The organism is Brevibacillus sp. MCWH (assembly GCF_013096935.1).
GTDB lineage: Bacteria > Bacillota > Bacilli > Brevibacillales > Brevibacillaceae > Brevibacillus > Brevibacillus aydinogluensis.
The window spans coordinates 113,068-137,540 of the sequence record NZ_SDLF01000001.1 but is presented as its reverse complement, the minus strand read 5'-3'; the positions used below and the strand labels follow the sequence as shown (position 1 = coordinate 137,540).

Below are 24,473 nucleotides of genomic sequence, written 5' to 3'. Positions count from 1 at the left end.
GTCAGTCCGTCTTTTGTCTAGCGGGCACTCTGCTGGCTGGCGGTGCTTGCGGCTGTGCCCTTGTCCTTGAGGAAGAACATCGCCGCAATCGTCAGTACATAGGGCAGCATCGCGGTAAACTGCGTCGGCAGCGAAAAGCCCTGCAGCCGGATACTGAGCGCGTCCATCAATCCGAACAGCAGGCTGGAGGCGAGAATGCCCAACGGGTGAGACTGCCCCAACATCATTGCCACCAGCGCGATAAAGCCGCGCCCCGCCGTCATGCCTTCGGTAAACATGGTCACCTGCCCAAGCGATAACTGGGCCCCGGCCATGCCGCAGAGAACGCCGCACAACACCACGGCCAGCACCTGCAGGCGCGTCACCTTCAGGCCAAGGCTGCGGGCCGCTACCGGATTCATCCCGGCCGCCAGCACACGGAAGCCGGTCACGGTGTGGGCAAAGAACAGGTGCAGCAGCACCGCCGCCAAAAAGGCCGCGTAGACCAGCGGCGAATGCCCCGACAGGATGTCCCCCAGCACGGGGATGTCTGCCACCCAGGGAATCCGCCACTGCGGCAGCCCGGCCATGTCCTTGTCGTAAAACGCCCCTTTCACGCCGAAGACGGCGCGCAGCGCAAACGTGGTCAACCCCAGCGCGAGGAAATTGATCGCCACGCCGACGATGATTTCATTTGCCTTCAGTCCGATCGTCATGTAGGCAAACAACAGCGAAAACAGCACGGTGACGGCGGCGGCAAACAGCACAGCCAGCGGCAGGCTGCCGGTAAAGTGATTGCCGACGATGGCGGAAAACGCTCCGACCAGCACCAGCCCCTCCAGCCCGACGTTGAAGATGCCCACCCGGGCGCACAGCGCGCCGCCCAGTGCCGCCAGGAGGATCGGAGTCACCATCCGGATGGTGGAACTGACAAGTGCTCCATCAAACAACTCCATGCGACTCCCTCCTCTTGCTCTTGCGGTTTTTCCACCAGTCATGACTGATTTTGGCGGAGATAAACAGAATCAGCACGGCCTGGATGACGCTGGCCAACTCCAGCGGCACCTCGGTGTTGCGCTCCACGCCCATCGCACCCGTCTGCAGGGCGGCCAGCAGTATCGAGGTAAACACGACGCCGATCGGGTGGGAATTGGCCAGCAGCGTGGCCATCAGGCCCGTCCAGGCATACCCGGGGACGGTCAACGCGCCGTCGACGTACCGGTAATGCGCCCCCAGCACTTCCACGGTGCCGGCCAGCCCGGCCAATCCTCCGCTGGCAAACATCGCCACAAGCATCACCCGATCCTTGTCAATCCCGCCGTATTGGGCAAACAACGGATTGTGTCCGAGCATCTTCACCTCGTAGCCAAACGGGGTGAACCGAACGATCCAGAACAACGCCAGAGCAGCAGCCAACGCCATCAGAAAGCCGGCGTGTACGCTCATGCCGGCAAACAGCTTGGGCAGCCAGACGCTCTTTTCCAGCATGGACGTCTGAGCCAGCGCTGCCGAGCCTGTCTTGTCCTGAAACGGTTCACTCACCAAATACCCGGCAAACAGGACGGCGATGTAGTTGAGCAGCAGAGTGGTGATGAGCAGTTGGACGCGAAACTTCGCCTCCATGTACCCGGCCAAAAGCGACCAGAGACCGCCTGCGGCCACACCGGCCGCCAGCGCGGCCAGCATTTTCACCAGTCCGGGACCGGGCAGGTACAGTCCGACCAGCGTCGCGCAGATCGCCCCCAGCACCATCTGCCCCTCGGCGCCCAGATTAAACACCCCGGCGCGAAACGCCAGCGACAGCCCCAGCCCGATCAGCATGATCGGGGTGGACCGGGCCAATGTGGAGGCAAAGGAGTAGTAGCTCCCAAACGCTCCTTTCCACATCTGCTGGTAGGTATCCAGGATCGATTCGCCTACCGCGCTGATGACGACTGCTCCCGTCAACAAGCCGATCACCACCGCCAACAGCGGCTGGACCAGCGGTTTACACAGCTTTTTGACCGCTTCCATGGATGCTTCCTCCTGCCATCAACACGCTGATTTTCTCTTCCGTCGCCTCCGACCGCTTCAGTTCGCCGACGATTCGTCCCTTGTACATGACCAGAATTCTGTCAGACAGCGCCAGAATCTCCGACAGCTCCGACGAGACGAGCAGGATTCCATCGCCGCTGTTTCGCTTTTCGATCAGCGCCTGGTGGATGTGTTCCATCGCCCCGATGTCCACGCCGCGCGTCGGCTCGGCAGCGACCAACAGCGTCGTCTGTTGCCCCAGCTCGCGGGCGACGATCAGTTTTTGCAGATTGCCGCCGGACAGGTTGCCCGCCTGCTCCTGCAGGTGCCGGGAACCGGTCTTAATGGCAAAACGCTCCACCCACTGCTCCACCACGCGGCGAAACGCGTCCCGCAAAATGACGCCGCGACGGCTGAACGCCGGTTTGCGCTGGTAGCCCATCAAGGCGTTTTCCTCCACGCTCTCCTGCTTGGCCGTTCCCCACAGGTAGCGGTCTTCCGGGACATGGGCCACTCCCGCTTCACGTATGGCTGCCACAGGACGGTTGGTGACGTCCTTTCCGCCCAGCAGCACCCTGCCCGCCGTGACCGGCCGCAGTCCGGTGATGGCTTGCAGCAGTTCCGACTGGCCGTTGCCCGAGACCCCGGCGATTCCGACGATTTCCCCGTGGTGCACGGTAAATGTAACGCTGTCCACGATCGTCTGCCGGTCGGAAACGGTCAGGTTTTCCACCTGCAGGAGGGGCCTGCCGTCCAGGCTCACCCGCTCACTCAACGGCTGCAGGTCACGGCCCACCATCAGCCGGGCCAGTTCGTCCACGCTGGTCTCCTGCCGGGAAACGGTCCCGGTCACCCGGCCGCCGCGCAGCACGGTGATTCGGTCGGCCACCTCCATCACTTCCTTGAGCTTGTGCGTGATCAGGATGACGCTCTTGCCGCTCTCCGCCAGGTGGCGAATCGTCTGCAGCAGTTCCTTTACCTCCAGCGGTGTCAGGACAGCGGTCGGCTCGTCCAGTACGATGATGTCCGCTCCCTGGTACAGCACCTTGAGAATTTCCACGCGCTGCTGCTCCCCGACCGAGCATTGCGATACACGGGCGGTCACGTCAATCGGGATGCGGTAGCGCTCACTGAGGGCCCGCACCGCCTCCACCGCATCCTTGCGCCGGAACAGGCCGGCACGCTGCGGTTCATAGCCGATGACGATGTTCTCCATTACGCTGAAATCGGGAAACAGCATGAAGTGCTGGTGCACCATCCCGATGCCGTGTCGGATCGCGTCGTCGGGGCCGCGAAAGACCACCGGACGGCCGTTTAGCACGATCTCCCCGGACGTCGGCTGTTCCATGCCGTACAGCATCCGCATCAACGTGGTTTTGCCGGCGCCGTTCTCCCCGACGATGGCGTGGACCTCGCCAGCCCCCAGCGTGAACGATACGTTGTCGTTGGCCGTAAAATCGCCGTATCTTTTCGTCATGTTGCGCATTTCCAGACGGTACGTCATCCCGCTCTTCCCTCCTTTTTCCTGTTGGTCCCATTCAACAGGAAACCGACTACCGCAGTAGTCGGTCGCCGTCTCGTTTACTGCTGCAGCGGATCAGGCACCTTGCGCGTACCCGCCACGATCTCATCCCTGATCGCTTTCACCTTGTTGATGACCTCCTCACCGATGAACGGATGCAGCGGCGTCTCGCTTTCGCGCGTGACGTAGGTGACGCCGACGCCGTCTTCCTTCAGGCCGTACGTCTGCACGCCCGGTTTCAAGCTGCCGTTTACAAACGCCTTTACCGTTTCATAGGCGGCCGTGTCGGTCCCTTTCAACTGGGACAGGACGATGTGTTCCGGATCGATGCCGGTGCGGTCGACGTCCTGGCCGGAGGTGTAGAAGCCCTTTTCCTTGGCTGCTTCAAACACGCCAAGGTCGCCGACAGCAGCAGCTCCGTAGACAAAGTCTGCTCCCTTGTTTGCCTGCAGCAGGGCCAGCTCCTTGGCTTTCGCCGGGTCATTAAAGCTGCCGACGTAGTTGACGAAGACCTCTGCGTTCGGATTGGTCGCCTTCAGTCCCTCCTGGAAGCCGACCGTCCACTTTTTCAAAAGCGGAATGTCCATCGCCGCGACGATCCCCACCTTGTTGGTCTTGGTCGCCAGGCCGGCAGCTGCTCCCATCAGATAGGAGGCTTCATGTTCGCGAAATACCACGCTGCTGACATTGGGCAAGTCCACGACAGTATCGATGATGGCAAACACGCGGTCCGGGTTTTCCGCCGCCACTTTTTTCAGCGCATCCTCCGATTCAAACGACGACGTAATGATCAAATCGTATTGCTCGGCCACGGCCGCGCGGATGTTCTCCTCGATGGCGAAATGGTCGGTCGACTCGATGGTTTTGACGTCGACACCAAATTCCTGCGCCGCTTTCTTGGCACCCTCGTCCATCTGCTGGAAAAACGGGTTGACCCCGATCTTCTCCGGCAAGATCAGCGCGACCCGCTTCTTCTCGCCGCCTTCATGGCCGCCGGCTTGTCCCTCCGGTGCACCGCCTCCCGCCGCACATCCGGCCAACAGTACGGCAAACGTCGTCAATGCCAACAGGTACTTTTTCATGCTGTTCTCTCCTATCTAGTAAAAAAGTTTTTTAACTCCCATACCGGTAATTTACGGGTTTTTTTCGAAAGTTTCAAGGCAAAACACGAATATTTTATTAAACATACACCATAAACGTTCGATATATTCCCCCTTTTCCCAGGAAGGCGCACCTGATGATGGTATGAAAAAAACTCTTCCTAGAGGAAGAGTTTGCCAAGTTGCGCCAACCTCTTCCTCATCTGTCAAAACCCGAGGGTTTTGCAGGAATTGGCACCTTTCTGTACCGGGGTACAGTGGTTGCCGGGCTTCATCGGGCCAGTCCCTCCGCCTCTCTTGATAAGGTAAGGTGAATCCGCTATCCAGTTGTAATGTCTCTAATTCTAGCAAAAGGTTCTCACATTGCAAATGATTTTTTTGTCATTTCAAAACATTATGTTTGTTGGTCTCGAAACGACTGCTGCAATCTGCGCGACAGCGCGTTCAGTTCGCCCAGTTCTTCCGTGATTTCCCGCACCTTTTGATGCTGATTTTCCGCCGTGGCAAACAGCTCTTCCAGATTGGCCACCGATTGTTCCGTCACAGCCGTAATCGTCGACATCTCGGCGGCCACTTCACCGGAGCGCAGCTTTACCCTGTCCATGCTGGAGCGCACGTGCTCGACGGCCTGCAGGAACGATTCCATTCCGGCCCGAACCGTCTCGATCGAGGTGACAGTCTGGACGGCCAGCTCCTGTCCCTTGGCCACCGACGATTCCCCGTTGCTCATGTGGCGCACGGCGTTTTCGCTCTCCTTGTGCAGCGACTGCAGGATTTCGGCAATCTCCTGGGTAGCGGTAGCGCTTTGTTCGGCCAGTTTTCGCACCTCGTCGGCCACCACGGCAAAGCCGCGTCCGTGTTCCCCGGCCCGGGCCGATTCGATCGCCGCGTTGAGCGCCAGCAGGTTGGTCTGGGTCGCAATCTGGTTGATCGTCTGCACGATCTCCTCCACCCGGTTGGCCTGCCGATTCAGCTCGCGGATGGTGGACGAGGCCACATTGACCGCCTGCACGATCTGCTCCATCTGATGCGACAGCTCGTTCATCATGCCGATGCTCTCGGTGAGGCGGCGGTTGTTCTGATCGGCCTCCGCCTTCATCGCGTTGGCCTGTTCGTTGACCGCCACGATCTCGTGGTCGATCGACTGGACTTCCTCCTCGATCTTCACCGTGGAGTTGGCCTGCGCCTCCATCCCCGTGGCCACTTCGCGGAACGCAACCATCATCTCGTCCGTATTCCGCTTGGTCGTCTCCGCGTGCTCATGCACGTGCTCCGACGTGCGGTCCAACTGTTCCGTCACCATGCGGATGTGGCCCAAAAGCTCCGCCAGCCGCTGTTCTTTTTCCTCTGCTTCCCGCCTCGCCGTCTCCGCTTTGTTCAGCGAGGCTTGTCCGGCCAGACACAGGTAGGTCAAGCCGACGATCATCAATGCGACAGACACGAGGTGCAGGATCAGATTCACTTCTGTCCGACCTTCATCGAACATGTCGTAGAAACCGGTGTAAAACCCGACAAATGTTGCCGCGATCTGGACAATCCCGGCGAAGACGACCAGCTTCCAGTCCAGATAGGCCGCGAGGAAGCCGAGCACGATAAAGGAAATAAACGCCGTCTCCGGATAAGACGTAAAGTGGTCGAATGCGATGGAGTAATACATAAAGCCGATCGCGACCAGGTAGCGAATCACGTAACTGCCTTTGCGGATGAAGTAGTACGGTGAAACAATCAGTGTCATCAGCAGGCCCAGTGATGTCAGCTTCCAGAAGTTCACGTCTTCCTGATACGCGATGATTCCGGCCAGCCACAGATGATTCCAGAGAATAAAAATCATGAAGCCCTCTTTGTTGGTCAAGGTGTTGCGGACCAACTGAAACATGGTCTGAAGCATAATTTCCTCCTTTACTGCTATGGTGAATACAACATTCTTTTGTCATTATATCCTGAAAAATCTTCCAAGTTCTATTGGGATCATGGAGAACATGTGAAAAAAGTTCTAACGCGCCCGTAGTTCCGCCGAATCAGAAACGCGGTTTGCCATGACCATTTGGCCCCTCTGACGAATAGGCTAAAGCAGGATCACATTTCTCAAGAAGGGAACGGGAACGCCATGGAAATGAATCAACTGCCGACCACCGTGCTGACCCGCACGATCAGCCGCCCGAACGTAACCATTTATTACCCGCAGGTGGCCGGTTTGGCCAATCGACAGGCCGAACAGAACATCAACCAAACCTTGTCGCGGTACGTGCAGGATTTGATCAACCAGCAGCATGAAAGCCAGGTGCCGGGAACGACGGAAATGCAGGGAAGCTACGAAATCAAAAACAATCAGCGAGGCATCTTCAGCGTCACCCTGAACAACTACGCCTACACGCCTCCGATGGCCCACGGCATGACCTATATGATGTCGCTCACAGCAGATGTGCAGACCGGGCAAGTCTTTTCCCTGCGGGACCTGTTCAAACCGGGCAGCGACTATGTCAAGGTGCTGTCAGACAACATCAAAACACAGATCGCCAATCGGCATATTCCCACCCTGGAGCCGTTCAAGGCGATCAGACCCGACCAGGATTTCTACGTGGCCGACAAGGCGCTCGTCATCTATTTTCAACTGTACGAGATCACGCCGTATTACGTGGGCTTCCCCATGTTTCCCATCTCGGTGTTCGACCTGGAGCCGATTATCAGCGAAACGGGGCCGCTCAGCATCATGGCGACCAACTCGTAGCGTGCGTGGCTTTTTCTCCGGGAAAACAACCAGGCTGCCGACGATGTCGACAGCCTGAATGATTGCCTGGCACCCGGGACCCGGGGCCCGGGTGTGGAGACGGCAGCAGACGGGAAGGCGAGCGGTCTTACTGTGCCGTATACCCGCCGTCAATTACCACGGCCTGCCCCGTCACCCCCCTGGCCTTGTCACTTGCCAGAAAGACGGCATATTCGGCAATTTCCTGCACAGACAGCAGCCGCCGCTGCGGGACGAGCGGATATATGACTTCTTCCATCACGCGTTCCAGCGGGACGCTGCGGGTCTTTGCCAGATCGGCCAACTGATTTTGCACAAGCGGCGTGTCCACGTACCCCGGACACAGCGCGTTCACAGTGATGCCGTGGGCGGCTCCCTCAAGAGCGGCCACTTTGGTCAGGCCGATCACCCCGTGCTTGGCGCTGTTGTAGGCCGCTTTCCCGGCAAACCCGATCAGTCCGTTGATCGAGGCCATGTTGATGATCCGCCCATGTCCCTGACGCTTCATGACGGGAAAGGCGTGCTTGATGGCGATAAACGGCGCCGTGAGCATGATGGAGAGCAGCTTCTCAAATGTGTCGGTCGGGAAATCCTCGATCGGCGACACAAACTGCATCCCCGCATTGTTGACCAGGATGTCCAGCCGGCCAAACGTCTCCACGCTCTTCTCAATGCTCGCCTTGAGCTGGCCTTCATCCGTCACGTCACAGCCTGCTCCCAGGGCTTCCCCCCCTTCGCCCCTGAGCTGCTCGGCCGCTTTTTCCACGGCCTCCCGGTTGAGGTCCAGCAGCAGCACCTTGGCTCCTTCCCGGGCAAACGTCCGGGCGATTTCATATCCGATCCCGCTTGCTGCACCGGTGACCAGTGCGACTTTTCCTTCCAGCAGCTTGTTCACGATGACACACTCCTTCTTACCAATTGGTACCCAAAACGACTTCGCCCCGGTTGCAGGATGGACCTAGACGAAAAGCGAAGCGGCGATTGCCAGAATAAAGACAGTCAGCGTCTTCAACACAGTGATCGCAAAAATGTCCTTGTAGGACTGGCGGTGCGTCAGCCCCGTGATTGCCAGCAGGGTAATGACGGCTCCGTTATGCGGCAAGGTATCCATCCCGCCGGAAGCCATCGAGGCGATCCGGTGCAGAAGCTCCGGACTGATGCCGGCCGCCTGCGCCAGCTCCAGGTACTGTTTTCCCATCACTTCCAGCGCAATGGACATGCCGCCAGACGCCGAACCGGTAATCCCCGCGAGCACGTTGACGGCCACGGCTTCGGAAACCAGTGGATGGCTGCTGACCCCGAGAATCCATTCTTGAATCAGCTTGAAACCGGGCAGCGTTTTAACCACGTTGCCGAATCCCACCTCGGACGCCGTGTTGAAAATGGCCAGCAGAGCCCCCATCGCGGCGGTGGTCAAACCGGAGGCGAGCTTGGTTTTCACCTGGTTCAGATTGATCAGCACCGCAGCCAGGATGCCGATGCTCAAGGCGATGATCAGCGCCCAGGAGGAGGCGACGTTCTTCACCTTGTCAATGTTGTAGTTGTCCTTCAAAAGCTGCGGGTCGTACCACGTCTCCACGCTCAGAAACCCTCTGCTGAACAGGTAGTTGGACACCAGGACCAGCACCAACGGGAGCACGGCCAGCCAAATGTTCATGTAGGTTTGCTCCCGGTTGAGCTCCGGTTCGTTGATGTGGCCTTCTCCGTATCCCTCGCCGGCTGCGGCTGCCTGTTTGCGCCTGCGCTCCAGCCAGAAGAGGCCGCCGCTAAAGACCATGACGGCACCGATGATCCCGACCAGCGGAGCGGCGTACGCATCGGTCCCAAAATAGTTGGTGGGGATGATGTTCTGAATCTGCGGCGTACCGGGAAGCGCATCCATCGTGTAGGTAAACGCGCCGAGGGCAATCGCGCCCGGAATCAGCCGTTTGGGGATGTTGGCCTCGCGAAAAATGGCGGCGGCAAACGGGTACACCGCAAACGCCACGACGAACAGCGAGACGCCGCCATAGGTCAAAATGCTGCAGGCCAGCACGACAGCCAGAATCGCCCGATTGGAACCGAGCGCCTTGACGATCGACTGGGCGATGGATGCGGCCGCTCCGTTCATTTCCATCACCTTGCCAAAGATCGCGCCCAACAGGAAGACGGGAAAGAACGACTTTACATAGTTGGCGGCGTTGGTCATGAACGTCTCCGTGTAGCTGGGCATCAGCGCAAGTCCCGACAGAACAGCGGCCAACAGGGTAAATATCGGCGCAAACACGATGACGGGATAGCCGCGGTAGGCAAAAAACATCAAGAGTCCCAACGAGACGAGAATCGCCAACACTTCGATAACCATACCATTCTCCTTTCCTGCCCCTCACCCAAAAGCCGAGTCCCGTCCGCTACGTTACAACGCAGCGGATGACAGGACGCGCAGATTGGGGGAGACAATCAGCTCAGGCTCGGTACACGCTTGAATATCAGCCGGGGAATAGCCTTCAACTACCTCTACCAGTTCCAACCCCTGCGGCGTGACGTCAAGGACGGCACGATCCGTAATGATGCGGTGAACCACCTCTTTGCCGGTCAGCGGCAGGCGGCAGTTTTTCAGGATTTTCGGCTCGCCGTACTTGTTTACATGCTCCATGATCACGACGATCTTCTTGGCTCCATGCACCAGGTCCATGGCGCCGCCCATTCCCTTGACCATCTTGCCCGGGATCATCCAGTTGGCCAGGTCCCCCCGCTCGGAGACTTCCATCGCGCCCAGGATGGCGACGTCGATGTGGCCGCCGCGAATCATCGCGAACGATTCCGCGCTGTCAAACAGACAAGCGCCGGGAATCATCGTGATCGTCTCCTTGCCGGCGTTGATGCAGTCCGGGTCCACCTCATCTTCCGTCGGATACGGTCCGATTCCGAGCAGCCCGTTTTCTGACTGCAGCACGACCTGTTTGTCCGCCGGAATGTAGTTGGCGACCAGTGTGGGAATCCCGATTCCCAGGTTGACGTAGAAACCGTTTTCAATTTCCTGCGCGGCCCTTTTGGCAATCTGTTCTCGCGTTAACATCAGGACAGCTCCCTCCTAGCTTCTCACCGTACGTTTTTCGATGCGTTTCTGATAGTTCTCACAGCGAATGATCCGCTGCACGTAAATGCTGGGGGTATGAACGGCGTCCGGGTCCAGTTGGCCCACGTCCACCAACTCTTCCACCTCGGCGATGGTGATCGCCCCGGCAGCGGCCATGATCGGATTGAAGTTGCGGGCTGTCTTGTTGTAGATGAGATTGCCCAGCGTATCTCCCTTCCAGGCTTTCACCAGGGCAAAATCGGCCCGAAGCCCCGTTTCCAGTACGTATTCCTTGCCGTTGAACGTGCGGACTTCCTTGCCCTCCTGGATGGGGGTGCCGACGCCAGCCGGGGTGTAAAAGGCCGGAATGCCGGCGCCCCCTGCGCGAATTCGCTCCGCCAGCGTCCCTTGGGGAACCAGTTCCACTTCCAGCTCTCCGGACAAAAACTGCCTCTCAAACTCCTTGTTTTCTCCCACATAGGACGAAATCATTTTTTTGATCTGCCTGTTCCGCAGGAGAATCCCCAGACCCCAGTCATCCACGCCGCAGTTGTTCGAGATGACGGTGAGATTCTTCACCCCTTTTTCGTACAGGCCCATGATCAAATGTTCCGGGATGCCGACCAGGCCAAAACCGCCCACCATGATGGTCGCCCCGTCTGTGATGCCAGCCAGGGCCTGTTCAATCGATTCACATACGCTCACGTTTCGCACTCCTCCCAAGACAAATGGATGAAATCGCTTTCATCATTAATGCAGGGATTGTGCCAAACTGTCGAACTTTTTGCAAAAACTTGTCGCAAGCAGGATTCTACGCGTTCCGCGGTCGTGACCGACACACTCGTATTGGCGGGATCATTCCGAAATTTCGGAAAGTGTCGTCCATGTTTTTGGAAAACGCCCTTTCGAAAAAATACAACGCAATCCCGGCGGAAGTGTGATGGCATCAACATCTGCGTTTTCTGCGACTACACGAAATGGCTTCTGCAGGACACAGAAGCCATTTCGCACAAGCAGTTCTCGTTATTTTTTTGCGAATCGTTACTTGGTCATGCCAGCCAATGCCTCGACATCTTCAGGAAGCAGCTTCCATTCTGCCGCTTTCACGTTCTCAATCACCTGCTCCTTGTTTTTGGCACCGGTAATGACCGTGGCTACAGCCGGCTTAGCCAGCAGCCAGTTGACGGCGACTTGCGCCAGCGGCTTGCCATAACGATCTGCGACGGCGCGCATTTTCTCCACTTTCTCCACGTTTGCTTCAAATTCACCGTCTTTGAACAGCGGATTAAACTGACGCCGTACATCTTGTTCGGAAATCTTCGTTTCTTTGGTGAACTTCCCTGTCAGCAGCCCTTGCGCCAGGGGGCTGTACGGAATGAATCCCATGCCGACACGCTCCACGTACGGATACTCGGCTTTCTCCACGCTGCGCTGGAGCAGGTTGTATTGGGACTGTAGCGAAACGACATGAGCGTATTTGCGGGCTTCCTCCATTTGTTCCATGGAGAAGTTGGATACGCCGATGTAACGTACTTTGCCGCTTTGGACCAGTTCGTTCAGCGTTTCCATCGTTTCCTGGATCGGTGTCCTGTCATCCGGCCAGTGCACCTGATACAGGTCAATGTAGTCGGTGTCCAGGTTTTTCAGGCTTTCATCAATCTCGCGCAGGATGTTTTTGCGGCTGACATCCTTCACCAAACCGCCCTTGTCATCCCAGACAAGACCAAACTTCGTGGCGATGATGACCTTGTCGCGCACCGGTTTGAGCGTTTTTCCCAGGATGCGTTCCGATTCACCGTATCCATAGAAAGGTGCCGTGTCAAAGAAGTTCACGCCCAGATCGTACGCGGTCTGGATCGCTTCCACGATCGACCGTTCCTCAACATCGCCCCACCCTGTTTTTCCAGCGGCCCAGGCGCCAAATCCAATCACCGACGTAAACAGTTCACTGTCTCCCAATCGTCTTTTTTCCATGATTCTTCCTCCTCATTTTGCTGTTTGCTGCTGAAACGCTGGCAGTACGTATTCGGCCAACTCGTGCAGGACTTCCGGAATCGGGCGCTGCGAGTGGCGAAAATGAAACGCGATGTGCGCAACCCCAATCTCCTCAAGCTTTTGCAAATGGCGAATGAGTTCGTTTCTGCCAATCGTGGCCCCGAACTTAAACGGCTCTGCCGGGTGGTCCGGATCCTCGTGGAGATCCAGATGATACGCGGAAATATACGGTTTCCGCTCTGTTATGCCATGGTCCTCATGCGCTTTGATCCACTCGGCCATCTGCTGTTCAGTCGCTGCGATTCCTCGGGGATAGTTGAACCACGCATCCAGATGCTGAACGATCCAGTCCAGTGTTTGCGTCCCCCGCCCCGCCATGACGAGCGGGATCGTTGCTTGAACCGGCTTGGGGAGCAGATCGAGCTCGTTGTCTACCAACATCTGATCCCGGTTCCACGCATGCCTGATCATGCGGACGCTTTGGCGGAAGATTTCCCCTTTCCGCTCAGCTTCCACCCCGAACAGCGGAAACTCCACCGGGCGGTCTCCGGTAGCAATCCCCATCACGAAACGCCCTCCGGACAGCTGGTCAACAGTGGCAGCGGCTTTGGCGACATGATACGGATGGCGCAGCGGGAGCACAATCGCCCCCGTGGCCAGGATGACCTCATTCGTAATGGCAGCGAGATATCCCAAATACGCAAAGGGGTCAAACAATTGAGCGGCATCGCCAAAACGATGGGGATCAAAAATGGGCACATCCCGCAGCCACATCGATGTAAAGCCAAGCCGATCCACCAATCGGGCATACTCCGCATGACGCTCCATGTTCGGAACACCGAAGGGACGTCCCTCTTGTTCCGCTTGTTTGAGTCCCGCCGGTGACCAGTCGGTATCCAGGGGAAGCTCAACGCCAAATGTCATGCGCCGCGACGGAATCATTTTCTTCAATGCCGTCATACCCAAGTGCACCACCTCCTTTCTCATACGTTTCTCATGCGATGGAATCAACGCGGCTGCTTCGCTCCAGAACCATGCTCCACCGGGAGAGAACCACGGCTCCCGCCACCATCAAGGCACCTACCCAAGAAGTATGGAGGAGCCCCAGTGAATCGGTGACGATGCCACCCAGGTAAGACCCGATCGCAATGCCAGCATTGAATGCGGCAATATTAATGGCAGAAGCCACATCAACTGCAGACGGCACGTACTTCTCAGCCAACTGGACCACGTACAACTGCAGTCCCGGAACGTTCATGAAGGCAAACAGTCCCATCAAAATGATCGTGACAAGTCCCACCCCCATGTACGGTGCGGTAAACAGCAGCAGCAGCAGCACAATCGCCTGGATAATAAACATGTAGAACAGCGATCGGATGGGATTGCGATTGGATGCTTTGCCGCCTATGATGTTGCCGATTGCGATCGCGCCCCCGTAGACAAGCAGGATGATGCTTACCGTGCCGGCTTGAAATCCCGTAATCTCCTGCAGAATCACAGAGAGATACGTAAAGACGACAAACGTCCCGCCATAACCCAACGCCGTGATAATGAAGACAAGAAGCAAGCGGCCGTTTGTAATCAGTTTCCATTGATCCGCGAATGTGGTGGGTGCACCCTGACGAAGACGCGCCGGAACCAAAATGGTGTTGGCCACCAGTGCAAGCAGGCCAATCGCGGCAATCCCCGCAAAGGAATAGCGCCAGCCAAACGTTTGCCCGATAAAGGTTCCAAACGGCACACCTGTCACCATGGCCACCGTCAGGCCGGTGAACATGAACGCGATGGCGCTCGCCCGCCGATCCTCCGGCACCAGATCAGCCGCAATCGTTGAACCGATGGACATAAACACCCCGTGGGAAAAGGAGCAAATGACTCGGGCGAGGAGCAGAATCTCAAAGCTCGTGGCAGTGGCGGCGATACTGTTCCCGATTACAAATACAATCATGATCCACATCAGCAGCGTCTTTCTGGACATCGCTGAGGTCAGGGACGTCAATATCGGGGCGCCAAACGCCACTCCCAGGGCATAGAGAGAAACGGTGAGCCCAGCGGTGGTGACGGAAACGTGCATATCCTCCGAGATGGATGGAAGCAAGCCCACGCTGATAAATTCTGTTGTCCCAATGGCAAAGGCGCTGATTGCCAGCGCAAGCAGGGCAAAGAAACCATGGTGCTTTGTCCCGTTGCCATTGGCGTGAGAATGATTGAGTACAGCCATAAATGGCAACCTCCTTGAACTGAAATAATTGTATGTCGATAGGAAAAATAGGTATTACGCTGACAAACAGTGAACCCGGAGTCATCCCTCCTGTCTGTTGTCAGGATTTCTTATCGACAACGACATATCGTATTATGTAACATATAGGACAGCATAGAAAGTACGTACTTTTTTGTGCCATTGTTACTGTTTAGTGCTATAGGCACCTTTCAGTAATATAAGCAACAAATTGTAACTGAGCTGATACAAGGAGAGGTGATAGCGCATGAAAAAGGCGGAAAAAACGTACAACATTCCGGTAGAAGCGACATTGGAAGTCATCGGCGGCAAGTGGAAAACGGTGATTCTCTGCCATTTGACCCATGGGCCGATGCGCACGAGCGAACTGAAAAAAGCCATGCCTGCCATCACGCAAAAAATGCTGACTCAGCAGCTCCGCGAACTGGAGGAAGATGGCGTCATCAACCGCATTGTGTACAACCAGGTTCCGCCGAAAGTGGTCTATGAACTGAATGAATTCGGGTGGACATTGAAGCCTGTCCTGGATCAGTTGTGCGCATGGGGGGAGGAGTACATCAAAAAGGGACAAGCCATCAAGAAATAAGAAAAAAGCAGAGGTGTCGGAAAACAGGCGTTCCCGACCTCTGCTTTTTAATTTGCCTTATCGTTCCGCCGGGCGTCAGATGTGCGTATCCGTTGTCCGGACCGCTTACACCAATTTGTCCCGGTTGTATTTCTCCCATTTTTGATAGAAGCTGGACTTGCTGATCCCGAGGAGTCTCGCTGCTTCCAGCTTGTTTCCGGAAGCCGCCTCCATCGCCCGCATGATCGCCTCCCTTTCCGCCGCGATTAACGTCTCCTTCAAGGGACGAACCGGTGAAACAGGGAGAGGCTTTCCCGATCCGGGCAGCCAGATGTGCTCCTTTTTCAGCACGTCCCCATCCATCAGATGGACCGCCCGCTCCAGGACATTGCGCAGTTCCCGCACGTTTCCCGGCCAGGAGTGGCTGCGCAGCACGTCCCACACCGCATCGTCAATCTCCCGCACGTGGACGCCGGTTGTCTCGACGATCTGCTTGAGCAGGGTGGAAACGAGCTCCGGCAGATCCTCCAGCCGTTCCCGCAGCGGCGGAATGTTCAGGGACACCACGTTTAGTCGATAGTACAGGTCCACCCGGAATGCCCCCTCGCGAATGCGGCTGGGCAAATCCTGATTGGTGCAGGCGATTACCCGCACATCGATGGGAATCGGCCGGACCCCGCCTACCCGCTCCACTTCTTTTTCCTGGAGCACACGCAGCAATTTTGCCTGCAGCGGCAGCGGCATGTCGCCAATCTCGTCCAGCAAAATCGTGCCGTGGTTGGCCAATTCAAACTTTCCTTTTTTCCCTTTGCGCGCCGCCCCGGTGAACGCGCCCTCTTCGTATCCAAACAGTTCGGACTCCAGCAGCGTATCGGGAATTGCGGCGCAGTTGACCCGGATAAACGGCCCCATTTTCCGCCGGCTCCCCGCGTGAATGGCGTGGGCAAACAGCTCTTTCCCCGTTCCGCTCTCCCCGGTGATCAACACGGTGGAATCGCTCTTCGCCACCTTCTGGCAAAAAGCTTTCAGCTCTTTCATCCGGGGGCTGCGCTCCACGATCTCGTCAAAGTGGTAAATCGCCCCCAGCCGCCGCTGCAGCTCCCGTTTGTAGTAGCTCAGCTCGTCCCGCAGCTGATCCACCACCGCAGCCAATCCCGACAATTCCTGCACGTCCTGAAACATCACGGTGCCCAGCGCGGCGATGACCTTCCCGTCCTTCATGATCGGAATGCGGGTGGCAATCATGTTTTGTCCTTTTATTCGATGAATTTCCGCAATTTCAGGCTTGCCCTGCTGCGCCACGATGTGCATCCGCGTGTTCTCGATCACCTCGGTGACGTGGCGGCCGACCACGTTGTCCACGCCCAAAAACTCACGATAACTTCGGTTCATGAGAAGGATCTTCCCGTCTGGATCCGTCACAACTATGGCTTCATACGCATACTCGAAAACAGCTTCCAGCAGTTCGCCCATGGTTGAGGGATTCTGTTCCGTAAAAGAGCCCTCCCTTCTCCCGATACGTGTGTACTACCAGCCATTATAAAGCAGGTAACGGCAAGGTAGGTACTCCTTTTTCTGAGAAACCCCGGCCGCTGTTGATCGGGGCCCCAATGAACAGAGCCTGCCTCGTTTTTGTCGAGGCAGGCTCAATGCGCTGCGATGCTCAGGCAGCAGACGGATTACGACAGCCGCTTTATGATATTGCGGGCCATCCACACGCCGGCCGCACCGGCCTGGGCCAATCCGCGGGTGATGCCCGCACCGTCGCCGCCGCAGAACAGCCCCTTGATTTCCGTCTCAAATTCGACCGTCAGCTTGGGACGGGCCGAGTAAAACTTCGCCTCCACCCCGTAGAACAGCGTGTGTTCCGACGCGATCCCCGGCGTTACCTTGTCCAGTGCTTCCACCATTTCGATCAGGCTTTTCATCGTGTTGTACGGCAGGACCAGACCGAGGTCGCCCGGCACCGCCTCTTTCAAGGTCGGCTCCAGAAAACCTTCCTTGATGCGCGTTTCCGTGGAGCGTCGGCCGCGCAGGATGTCCCCGTACTTTTGCACGATGACGCCGCCGTTGGACAGATCGTTGGCCCGTTTGCAGATTTCGCGGGCGTACTCGTTTGGTTTGTCAAACGGCTCGGTAAACTTGTGGGACACCAGCAGCGCAAAGTTGGTGTTGTTGGAGCCGAGCGCCGGATCCTTGTAGGAGTGGCCGTTGGCCGCCATCACCCCGCTGTGGTTTTCCACCACCACGTGGCCGGACGGGTTGCTGCAGAACGTGCGGACCCGCGTCCCCACCGACGTGTTGAAGATGAATTTTCCCTCGTACAGATGCTCGTTGATCTCCCGCATCACCACATCGGACGTCTCCACGCGCACGCCGACGTCCACCTGGTTGTTGTACATTTTCAGGCGGCGTTTTTTCAGGATGCTGGTCAGCCAGGCGGAACCGTCCCGCCCCGGTCCGATGATCACGTGGTCGCTGTGATACTCGTCCCCGTTCTTCAATACCACGCCGGTGACGCGATACCCGTCCTCTTCCTTCACCGTCAGGATATCCTCTACTTCCGTCTTGAACATCATGTCGATTCGCTCGTTCAGGTACTCGTAGATGGACTGCAGAATCTGCAGGTTTTGTTCCGTGCCCAGATGGCGCACCTGCGCACGCAGCAGTTTCAACCCGGCAGCGTACGCGCGCTGCTCGATGCTCTTGATCGTCTCCGTGGTCGGGTCGGTGATCGTCGTCGTCGCCCCGTGCTTCAGGTTGATCTGGTCCACGTACTTGATCAGTTCCAGCACCTGGGACGGACTGAGGTAATCGGTCATCCAGCCGCCAAACTCGGTGGTAATGTTGAATTTCCCGTCGCTGTATGCACCCGCTCCGCCAAATCCGCTGGTAATGGAGCAGGCGGGCAGACAGCCGGCGTACTCCTTTTTACCGGCCGGCGGCGGACACAGCTTGATCTTTTCCTCCAGGATCGGGCAACGCCTGGAGTAGATGTCGTGCCCTTTATCAATCAACAGCACTTTGGCGCCCGGCGCCTTCAGTGTGAACTCATAGCTGGCGAAAATTCCCGCAGGGCCCGCCCCTACGATGATGACATCGTATTTGTTCATGATCGCAACCTCCTCCGTATCGGACAATCCCTTGAAGAATCCCGTTCGCAGAACCGCTGCACAAAAAAATCCTGACCGACGAACGGGTATGTCAATGACACCCATTCGTAGCCAGGAATTTACGGTTCCTTGTAGAGACCCCCAAACCCTATTATTGAGGATATACGAATCGTGCGAAATGTATGCGTATGCGGTTTGACAACACTTTGCATAATAACGCACGATGTTAATCATGTCAACCACTTCGGTTAATTTTATTCGTGTTTCACGAAAAACAGGCGAATAACATGTACCAACACAGTCGTCAGACAACCAAAATCCGAACATTATCAGATGCTCATTTTATCAAGTATTCCCGTCTGTACAGGAGCCATTGTCCCACGATCAGCAAACAAATGCTGCCGACCGCCAGTGTCCATGCCACTGATGCAGAAGCGGCATATGGTTTGGGAAGCGACCAGTGGAACACATAGAGAGTGCCCATTCCTCCCCCTCTCATCATATATGACATGGTACAATAGACGCCGATGATCGTCAGGCATACCTCCACGCTTTTGACCAACAAGATCAGCGCAAAGGATAACGAAACCAGAAACAAGATTGCCACCATTGGCAAGTAAATGTCTGCCGCCGTGATTGTTTCCCGCGTGTGCGCCATCAGATACGAGGTGGGCACCCAAAATACCAGCAGGTAGAGAGCGAGCACCCTGAACACGCGCAGCAAACCAAAGGTGAGTTCATTCACCGGCAAGGATAAAAGCAATTCCTTGCTATCTGGCTTCACGAGGTCACGAAACAGGCCGATAACCCAAAGCGAAACGAGGGGAAGAGGTAAAATCCCCAATGCCTGTTTCACTTCTGTAAGGATCAGCGGTTTCTCATATCCCGCATCTGTGATGTAGATGTAGAGCGCAGCCACGAACAAGACCACAATCGGCAAGGCAAACATCCATCCCATTCCCTGTATATCTGACCGCAACGTCGGCATTCTCAGGTGTTTATCCAAGTCAGATACCCCTCTTCTACCGTAGGCTCTACCGGCTCGGCATCCTGGCTTGGGCGCTGATCGGACAGCAGGCGAATGTCCATCCCCGATGCCGTCCCCAGCGTGGAGATGATTTTATACGTACTGGCAAACTTATCGTAGTCTTCCGCTTTCACAGTCAGCTTCCATACGCGTCCTCTTGCCTTTGCAGCCAAGTCCTGCATATCGGAAAATTGATGAGCATTCCCCTGTTTCAGAACTGCCAGACCATCACAGGTAGTCTGAATATCTTCCAATATGTGCGTCGATAAGATAACGGTTCTGTTTTGCGCACACCTGCGTAATAACATGCGAAACCGAATCCGCTCCTCCGGGTCCAATCCTGCTGTCGGCTCATCGACCATGACAATTTGTGGGTTCCCGAGGAGTGCTTGGGCAATCCCCAACCTTCTAAGCATCCCGCCGGAAAACGTGCCTACTTTCTTTTTGGCATGCTCGGTCAGGTTTACATCAGCCAGCACAGCTTCAATCTGCCGTTTCCGCTCCGTTTTCTCATCAAGCCCCTTCAGGATTCCGATGTAGTCCAGGAACTCTATTGCACTGATATTGCGAAAAGCCCCAAAGTGCTGCGGCAGATATCCGAGAATGCGGCGAACCTCCCGCGAATTATGCCGCCAGTCGATCCCGTTATACTGGATCGTTCCCGAATCCGGCTGCAAGATCGTGGCGATAATCCGCATGAGCGTTGTCTTGCCTGCACCGTTGGGACCCAACAAGCCGAACAAGCCGGGCGGTATTTGCAGCTCAACGTTGTGCAACGCCTTTTGTCTGTGAAAAGACTTCGTTACCTGGTCAATCACCAATGTTCCCATAAAAAGCATCCTCACTTTTTGGCATGTTTTAGGTAATCATGAAACAGATCCAATCCGACATTGCCTTTGGTGACCGCATCGTACCAGTCAGGCAGCTTGTCCATCAGTTCATCCCGCTGCTTCTCAGCCAGCTGGATATATTGTTTGGCCAGTTCTTTCGCCTTCACCATCTCGCTGTATTCAGGTGGGTAATCGAGCTCGGCTATCCAGGTCAGATGCGACCTTTTTTTATCCACTGAATGGAGGTGGTCATATAATGCAGCAAGAAAAATGGGGGCGATCCCATCCACTTCCCGATACTGATTGTGCCAAAAAAAGGCTAGAAAGACCTCTCGTGCAGAGGCAAAGTGCGCTTCTGGCGAGTCAATAAATACTCGAAAGGCTTTTGCATCCAACAACAGCTGATCCGATGTGACCTCCATAGCATGAACATTTACCTCCCAAGAAATGGGAACCAGAAAAATCTGCTTGGGCAGGACGGGCTCTTGTTGTCCCAGAGCGTGACTCATCTTCGCTACCTCTTTTCTGAGGGCAGGAATCACCCGCGGCGCCTGCATGAGCAAATCAGGAGGACCCACGATGCGATACCCATCTGCATATGTCTCCAGCATCCTTCCCAGCACCAAGGTTGCGCCCCGTGCCGTCCCTGCAAACTGGTTGTGCTTCTTCTGCGGCAGGTTGCTGTACACTTGCTGGGTTTCGGTTACGGTCACTTCAAAATGAACTTCATACGGAAGCTCCAGGTTTTTCATCTGGAGGTTCCGCTCAGGATTGATTTCCCCAATGGTATAGTTCCCGGGAATCGGATACCAGGGGAAAGATGAACTGAGATAAAACGTATGGTGGTCAATCGGATTTTTGTATCCCGTATTTCCGCTAATCTCAAACGTAAGCGCAAGCGATTGTACTGCGGGATTTTGACGTACCAAGACCTGGTCTCCTGCCTGCCGCCACTCCACATCCTGCCCGCCTGCCGTCACCCGCTTCACCTGCAAGCCGTGATACAGGGTAAAGTCCATCCATTCCTGACGATAATCAGAGAGGTCAAGCAGCACGTCAGCAACATATGTAATCCTGTCCTGATCATGAGTAAGCGCGATCTTGTATTTCTGTACCTGAAACGCTGCCGGACTATCCAGATGCCGCTTTTGATTTTTATAGAAATCCCAATCCTTTTCGTTTAATTCAAACAGCTTGTCTACATCTAGCATGGACTGTTGATTGGCAAGCAGGATCACACTCAAGCCGGAAATGAGCAGCACCACCGCCATTCCCTGATAGATCCGCTTTTCCAGATGCGGCAGTTCCCGTAAGCGACGATACAGGGCCGCCAGGAAAAACAGCGCACCGGCCAGCAGCAGCAATAGGAGATGCCGAAAAAACGCTTCACTGGTGACAGCAAGACCCTGGAAGTCATTATACGTCGCGTTCGGATCAAGCTCTCCCTGATTAAACACAGGAGCAATGCGCCTGGGCAGCAATAAGGTGTTATAGGGGCTGGTCAGGATCCAAATGACAAATACGACCGGATATGTCCAATACGAGCCGATCAATCTTTCCAAGGCATAGCCCAGGATTCCTCCTGACAGTAACGTAACCCCCCAATAAAGCAGCATGTAGCTGACCGTCATCTTCCAATACAAAATCAGCTGGCTGCCTGACATGATGTATAAAGCAAGCACATAGGCAATCGCCATGCACATGACCATACTCACAATGATTGCCCACGCTGTCATTTTGCCAAAGGCGCGCACCGTATTGCCCGGCAATGCCTCCAGCACCTCTTCAAACCGGGCTGCCTGTTCGCGCTGGGCCATGATGATCCCCGAAATCATTCCCACCAGCGCACATCCCATCACGATAAACGAGGATGCCTGGAGAAGCTGTCCCGCCCCCAGCATATCCTTTTCAAAAAAAACATGGTATCCGAATGAAAGATACGCCAGTAACGCTGCAATCACAGCCCACAACCAGAATCCTCGCAAAAAAAGCCTTACTTCCATCCGGACTATTGCCGTGAATAATCGCACACCCACAACCGCCTTCCTCTTACAACTATGGAGGTATCTCTATATGAAAGAGATACCTCCATTTTTTTCCGTAACTGTTAGTTTGTCAAACTTCCGTTTCCTTCTGCGCCGCCACTGATTTGCTCCAATTGCACATAGTAAGCATTATCTGCACTAGACAAAGTTACGTTTATACTTTTACTCGGTGCAGAAGAAGTGAGTTTAAGAGATGCTATTGTCTCATCTGGCCACATCTTGTGTACCATTCTTGCTTTGGAGTACATATCTGAACCTTTAGTGAGATTTCCTTTAAGTTTTCCATTACCGCTTCCTTGGTAAATTAGGCTTCCTGTGGCAACATCTTGAGTGTTGCTGAGCGTCGTAGAAGAAGTTGCTGCAGATACAGCACCGGTAGCCATGACAGCACACAAAAACACAGTACTAACCAATTTTTTTCTCGTTTTCAATCCCCTCCATAAATTTATAAATTTTGTAAAATGGTTACACTTAAATTATCACATACCATTTTTTGGAGTAAATAGAAAGCAACAAAGTTAAAATATATTTATTTTTCTGTAAATAAACAAGCTGTATGAACACGAAAAAAGCGGGATTGCTCCCGCTTTTTTCTTTCACTTATCCGGCTGTTACGACGCCATCGTGTTCTTTGCCTTGTCTTCCTGCCAGCATTCCACCTCAGACAGCCCAGGAATGTTGCTGGCACGGAAAACCGGATTTTGACCGGACTTCAATTGTTTCGTATAATCGTTCAATGCGGCGAACGCGACTTTTCCCAACAACGCGATCGCAACGAGATTCAACAGCGCCATGAACGCCATAAACAGGTCGGCCAGATCCCAGACGATGCTGATTTTCGCCACGGCCCCAAACATCACCATGCCGACCACAGCCAGGCGGTAGAGTGTCAACCAGGTTTTGTCGGTCTTGATGAACTCGATGTTGGTCTCCCCGTAATAGTAGTTGCCGATGACCGAACTGAAGGCAAACAGGAATACGATTAAAGCGACAAACACACTCGCCCATGCGCCCACATGCGTACTGAGCGCCGCTTGCGTCAGAGCGATGCCGTCCAGCCCCTCTGTCGTGTACATGCCGGACAGAAGCACGATAAACGCCGTCGCGCTGCAAACCACCAGCGTGTCGACAAACACGCCCAGCGCTTGAATCAGCCCTTGTTTGGCCGGGTGGGTCACATCAGCGGTGGCCGCAGCATTGGCCGCGCTCCCCATCCCCGCCTCATTGGAGAAGAGACCGCGCTTGATTCCCTGCATCAGCGCAGCGCCCATTCCGCCGCCGGCAACCTGTTCCAGGCCGAACGCAGATTTGACGATCAGGAGCAGAACGCCCGGCAGTTGGGTGATGTTGGTCACGACCACGTACAGCGCCACCAGGACGTACGCGCCCGCCATGAACGGGACGAGGAATTCGGCGACTTTTGCCACACGCTTGACACCGCCAAAGACGATGAAGCCCGTAATGGCCGCCAGAATCAGCCCCATCACGACAGGAGGAACGCCATACGCCGTCTGAAACGCCTGCGAAATCGTGTTGGCCTGCACGGCATTGAAGACGAGACCAAAGCAGAACGTGATCAGTATGGCGAACAGAATGCCCATCCAGCGCTTTTTCAGCCCTTTTTCCATGTAGTAGGCAGGGCCGCCGCGGAAGCCGTCTTTATCTTTCACTTTATAAATTTGCGCCAACGTGCTTTCCACAAAGGCGGACGCCGAACCGATCAGGGCGATCAGCCACATCCAGAACACCGCACCGGGGCCGCCGACGGAAATCGCCATGGCCACACCAGCGAGATTCCCGGTCCCGACCCGGGATGCGGTGCTGATACAGAATGCTTGAAAGGACGAGATGCTCCCCTTTTTCTTGTCCGTTGCGCCTTCTCCGAGGAGACGGAACATTTCGCCCGCCAATCGGAACTGTACAAACTTTGTACGTAAAGTAAAATAGATGCCTACCACAATCAACAAGGCGATCAAAATCTTGGACCAGAGCAAATCGTTTGTTACCGCAATCATTTTTTCTGATAATTCAAAAAGGAACGACACTAGACCAATCACCCCACAGCCTGAATATATGAATATATCAAAAGTTAATACAAAAGATAGTTTATCACAAAACTTTCAAAATGAAACCCTGCCAACATATATGTCGCGGCAAGGAAATTACTCCCACCACGACAACAAAAGAACACCCTGTCCTCACCGGACAGAGTGTTCGCTAGGCCGTAACCGGCAGATGCAG

General features: G+C 55.4%; 21 protein-coding genes and 2 riboswitches. Of the genes, 2 read left to right on the top strand and 19 right to left on the bottom strand.

The genetic code is table 11. The annotated features are described in order from the left end of the window. Positions 1-17: 17 nt before the first annotated feature. The 5 genes from ETC00_RS00635 to ETC00_RS00615 form a co-directional block, all read right to left on the bottom strand. Positions 18-935: an ABC transporter permease gene (locus ETC00_RS00635; protein WP_171563996.1), complete on the bottom strand. Its 918-nt coding sequence runs from the start codon at positions 933-935 to the stop codon at positions 18-20. Further along, positions 922-1,992 (bottom strand): ABC transporter permease, encoded by a 1,071-nt coding sequence (locus tag ETC00_RS00630; RefSeq protein WP_171563995.1) that lies wholly within the window; start codon positions 1,990-1,992, stop codon positions 922-924. Before ETC00_RS00630 ends, ETC00_RS00635 begins: the two co-directional genes overlap by 14 nt. Further along, positions 1,967-3,496 carry an ABC transporter ATP-binding protein gene (locus ETC00_RS00625; RefSeq protein ID WP_171563994.1) on the bottom strand — a complete coding sequence of 510 codons (1,530 nt, stop codon included), beginning with the start codon at positions 3,494-3,496 and terminating at the stop codon, positions 1,967-1,969. The genes ETC00_RS00630 and ETC00_RS00625 overlap by 26 nt, the downstream gene beginning before the upstream one ends. A 77-nt stretch (positions 3,497-3,573) precedes the next feature. Continuing rightward, positions 3,574-4,596 (bottom strand): BMP family lipoprotein, encoded by a 1,023-nt coding sequence (locus ETC00_RS00620; protein ID WP_171563993.1) that lies wholly within the window; start codon positions 4,594-4,596, stop codon positions 3,574-3,576. A gap of 214 nt (positions 4,597-4,810) precedes the next feature. Beyond that, a riboswitch (SAM riboswitch) is annotated at positions 4,811-4,921 on the bottom strand. Positions 4,922-5,008: 87 nt separating this feature from the next. Then, on the bottom strand, positions 5,009-6,490 hold the full coding sequence (locus ETC00_RS00615) for a methyl-accepting chemotaxis protein (protein WP_171564195.1): 1,482 nt from the start codon (positions 6,488-6,490) through the stop codon (positions 5,009-5,011). A 231-nt stretch (positions 6,491-6,721) separates the two neighbouring features. Here ETC00_RS00615 and ETC00_RS00610 point away from each other — a divergent pair, with 231 nt between their 5' ends. Then, positions 6,722-7,342 (top strand): DUF3298 and DUF4163 domain-containing protein, encoded by a 621-nt coding sequence (locus ETC00_RS00610; protein WP_171563992.1) that lies wholly within the window; start codon positions 6,722-6,724, stop codon positions 7,340-7,342. Positions 7,343-7,469: 127 nt separating this feature from the next. Here the strand turns inward: ETC00_RS00610 and ETC00_RS00605 are convergent, their stop codons facing one another. From ETC00_RS00605 to ETC00_RS00575, 7 genes are all read right to left on the bottom strand, one after another. Further along, the gene (locus tag ETC00_RS00605) at positions 7,470-8,255 is read right to left on the bottom strand and encodes a 3-hydroxybutyrate dehydrogenase (RefSeq protein ID WP_171563991.1); all 786 of its coding nucleotides are present in this window, start codon (positions 8,253-8,255) and stop codon (positions 7,470-7,472) included. Positions 8,256-8,318: 63 nt separating this feature from the next. Next, complete coding sequence (locus tag ETC00_RS00600; RefSeq protein ID WP_171563990.1) at positions 8,319-9,704, bottom strand: GntP family permease; 1,386 nt, start codon at positions 9,702-9,704, stop codon at positions 8,319-8,321. Between the two features lie 51 nt (positions 9,705-9,755). Further along, complete coding sequence (locus ETC00_RS00595; RefSeq protein ID WP_283092152.1) at positions 9,756-10,421, bottom strand: CoA transferase subunit B; 666 nt, start codon at positions 10,419-10,421, stop codon at positions 9,756-9,758. 12 nt (positions 10,422-10,433) lie between these two features. Continuing rightward, on the bottom strand, positions 10,434-11,123 hold the full coding sequence (locus ETC00_RS00590; RefSeq protein WP_171563988.1) for a CoA transferase subunit A: 690 nt from the start codon (positions 11,121-11,123) through the stop codon (positions 10,434-10,436). A 336-nt stretch (positions 11,124-11,459) separates the two neighbouring features. Then, positions 11,460-12,392 (bottom strand): aldo/keto reductase, encoded by a 933-nt coding sequence (locus tag ETC00_RS00585; RefSeq protein ID WP_171563987.1) that lies wholly within the window; start codon positions 12,390-12,392, stop codon positions 11,460-11,462. Positions 12,393-12,404: 12 nt separating this feature from the next. Then, positions 12,405-13,373 (bottom strand): TIGR03571 family LLM class oxidoreductase, encoded by a 969-nt coding sequence (locus tag ETC00_RS00580; protein WP_230077857.1) that lies wholly within the window; start codon positions 13,371-13,373, stop codon positions 12,405-12,407. A gap of 34 nt (positions 13,374-13,407) precedes the next feature. Continuing rightward, complete coding sequence (locus ETC00_RS00575) at positions 13,408-14,634, bottom strand: MFS transporter (protein WP_171563986.1); 1,227 nt, start codon at positions 14,632-14,634, stop codon at positions 13,408-13,410. Positions 14,635-14,899: 265 nt separating this feature from the next. Here ETC00_RS00575 and ETC00_RS00570 point away from each other — a divergent pair, with 265 nt between their 5' ends. Next, the gene (locus ETC00_RS00570; protein ID WP_171563985.1) at positions 14,900-15,238 is read left to right on the top strand and encodes a winged helix-turn-helix transcriptional regulator; all 339 of its coding nucleotides are present in this window, start codon (positions 14,900-14,902) and stop codon (positions 15,236-15,238) included. A 105-nt stretch (positions 15,239-15,343) separates the two neighbouring features. Here the strand turns inward: ETC00_RS00570 and ETC00_RS00565 are convergent, their stop codons facing one another. The 7 genes from ETC00_RS00565 to ETC00_RS00535 form a co-directional block, all read right to left on the bottom strand. Continuing rightward, complete coding sequence (locus ETC00_RS00565; protein ID WP_171563984.1) at positions 15,344-16,690, bottom strand: sigma-54 interaction domain-containing protein; 1,347 nt, start codon at positions 16,688-16,690, stop codon at positions 15,344-15,346. Positions 16,691-16,896: 206 nt separating this feature from the next. Continuing rightward, positions 16,897-18,330 (bottom strand): NAD(P)/FAD-dependent oxidoreductase, encoded by a 1,434-nt coding sequence (locus tag ETC00_RS00560; RefSeq protein WP_171563983.1) that lies wholly within the window; start codon positions 18,328-18,330, stop codon positions 16,897-16,899. Between the two features lie 88 nt (positions 18,331-18,418). Continuing rightward, a riboswitch (purine riboswitch) is annotated at positions 18,419-18,518 on the bottom strand. 149 nt (positions 18,519-18,667) lie between these two features. Next, positions 18,668-19,336: a hypothetical protein gene (locus ETC00_RS00555; RefSeq protein ID WP_171563982.1), complete on the bottom strand. Its 669-nt coding sequence runs from the start codon at positions 19,334-19,336 to the stop codon at positions 18,668-18,670. After that, positions 19,321-20,187, bottom strand: coding sequence for an ABC transporter ATP-binding protein (locus ETC00_RS00550; protein ID WP_171563981.1), 867 nt, complete (start codon positions 20,185-20,187; stop codon positions 19,321-19,323). The genes ETC00_RS00555 and ETC00_RS00550 overlap by 16 nt, the downstream gene beginning before the upstream one ends. A gap of 11 nt (positions 20,188-20,198) precedes the next feature. Next, a complete protein-coding gene (locus ETC00_RS00545) occupies positions 20,199-22,223 on the bottom strand; it encodes a hypothetical protein (RefSeq protein WP_171563980.1) in 2,025 nt (674 codons plus the stop codon). Positions 22,224-22,294: 71 nt separating this feature from the next. Next, on the bottom strand, positions 22,295-22,663 hold the full coding sequence (locus ETC00_RS00540; protein WP_171563979.1) for a hypothetical protein: 369 nt from the start codon (positions 22,661-22,663) through the stop codon (positions 22,295-22,297). A 180-nt stretch (positions 22,664-22,843) separates the two neighbouring features. Further along, complete coding sequence (locus tag ETC00_RS00535) at positions 22,844-24,247, bottom strand: alanine/glycine:cation symporter family protein (protein WP_171564193.1); 1,404 nt, start codon at positions 24,245-24,247, stop codon at positions 22,844-22,846. Positions 24,248-24,473 lie beyond the last annotated feature (226 nt).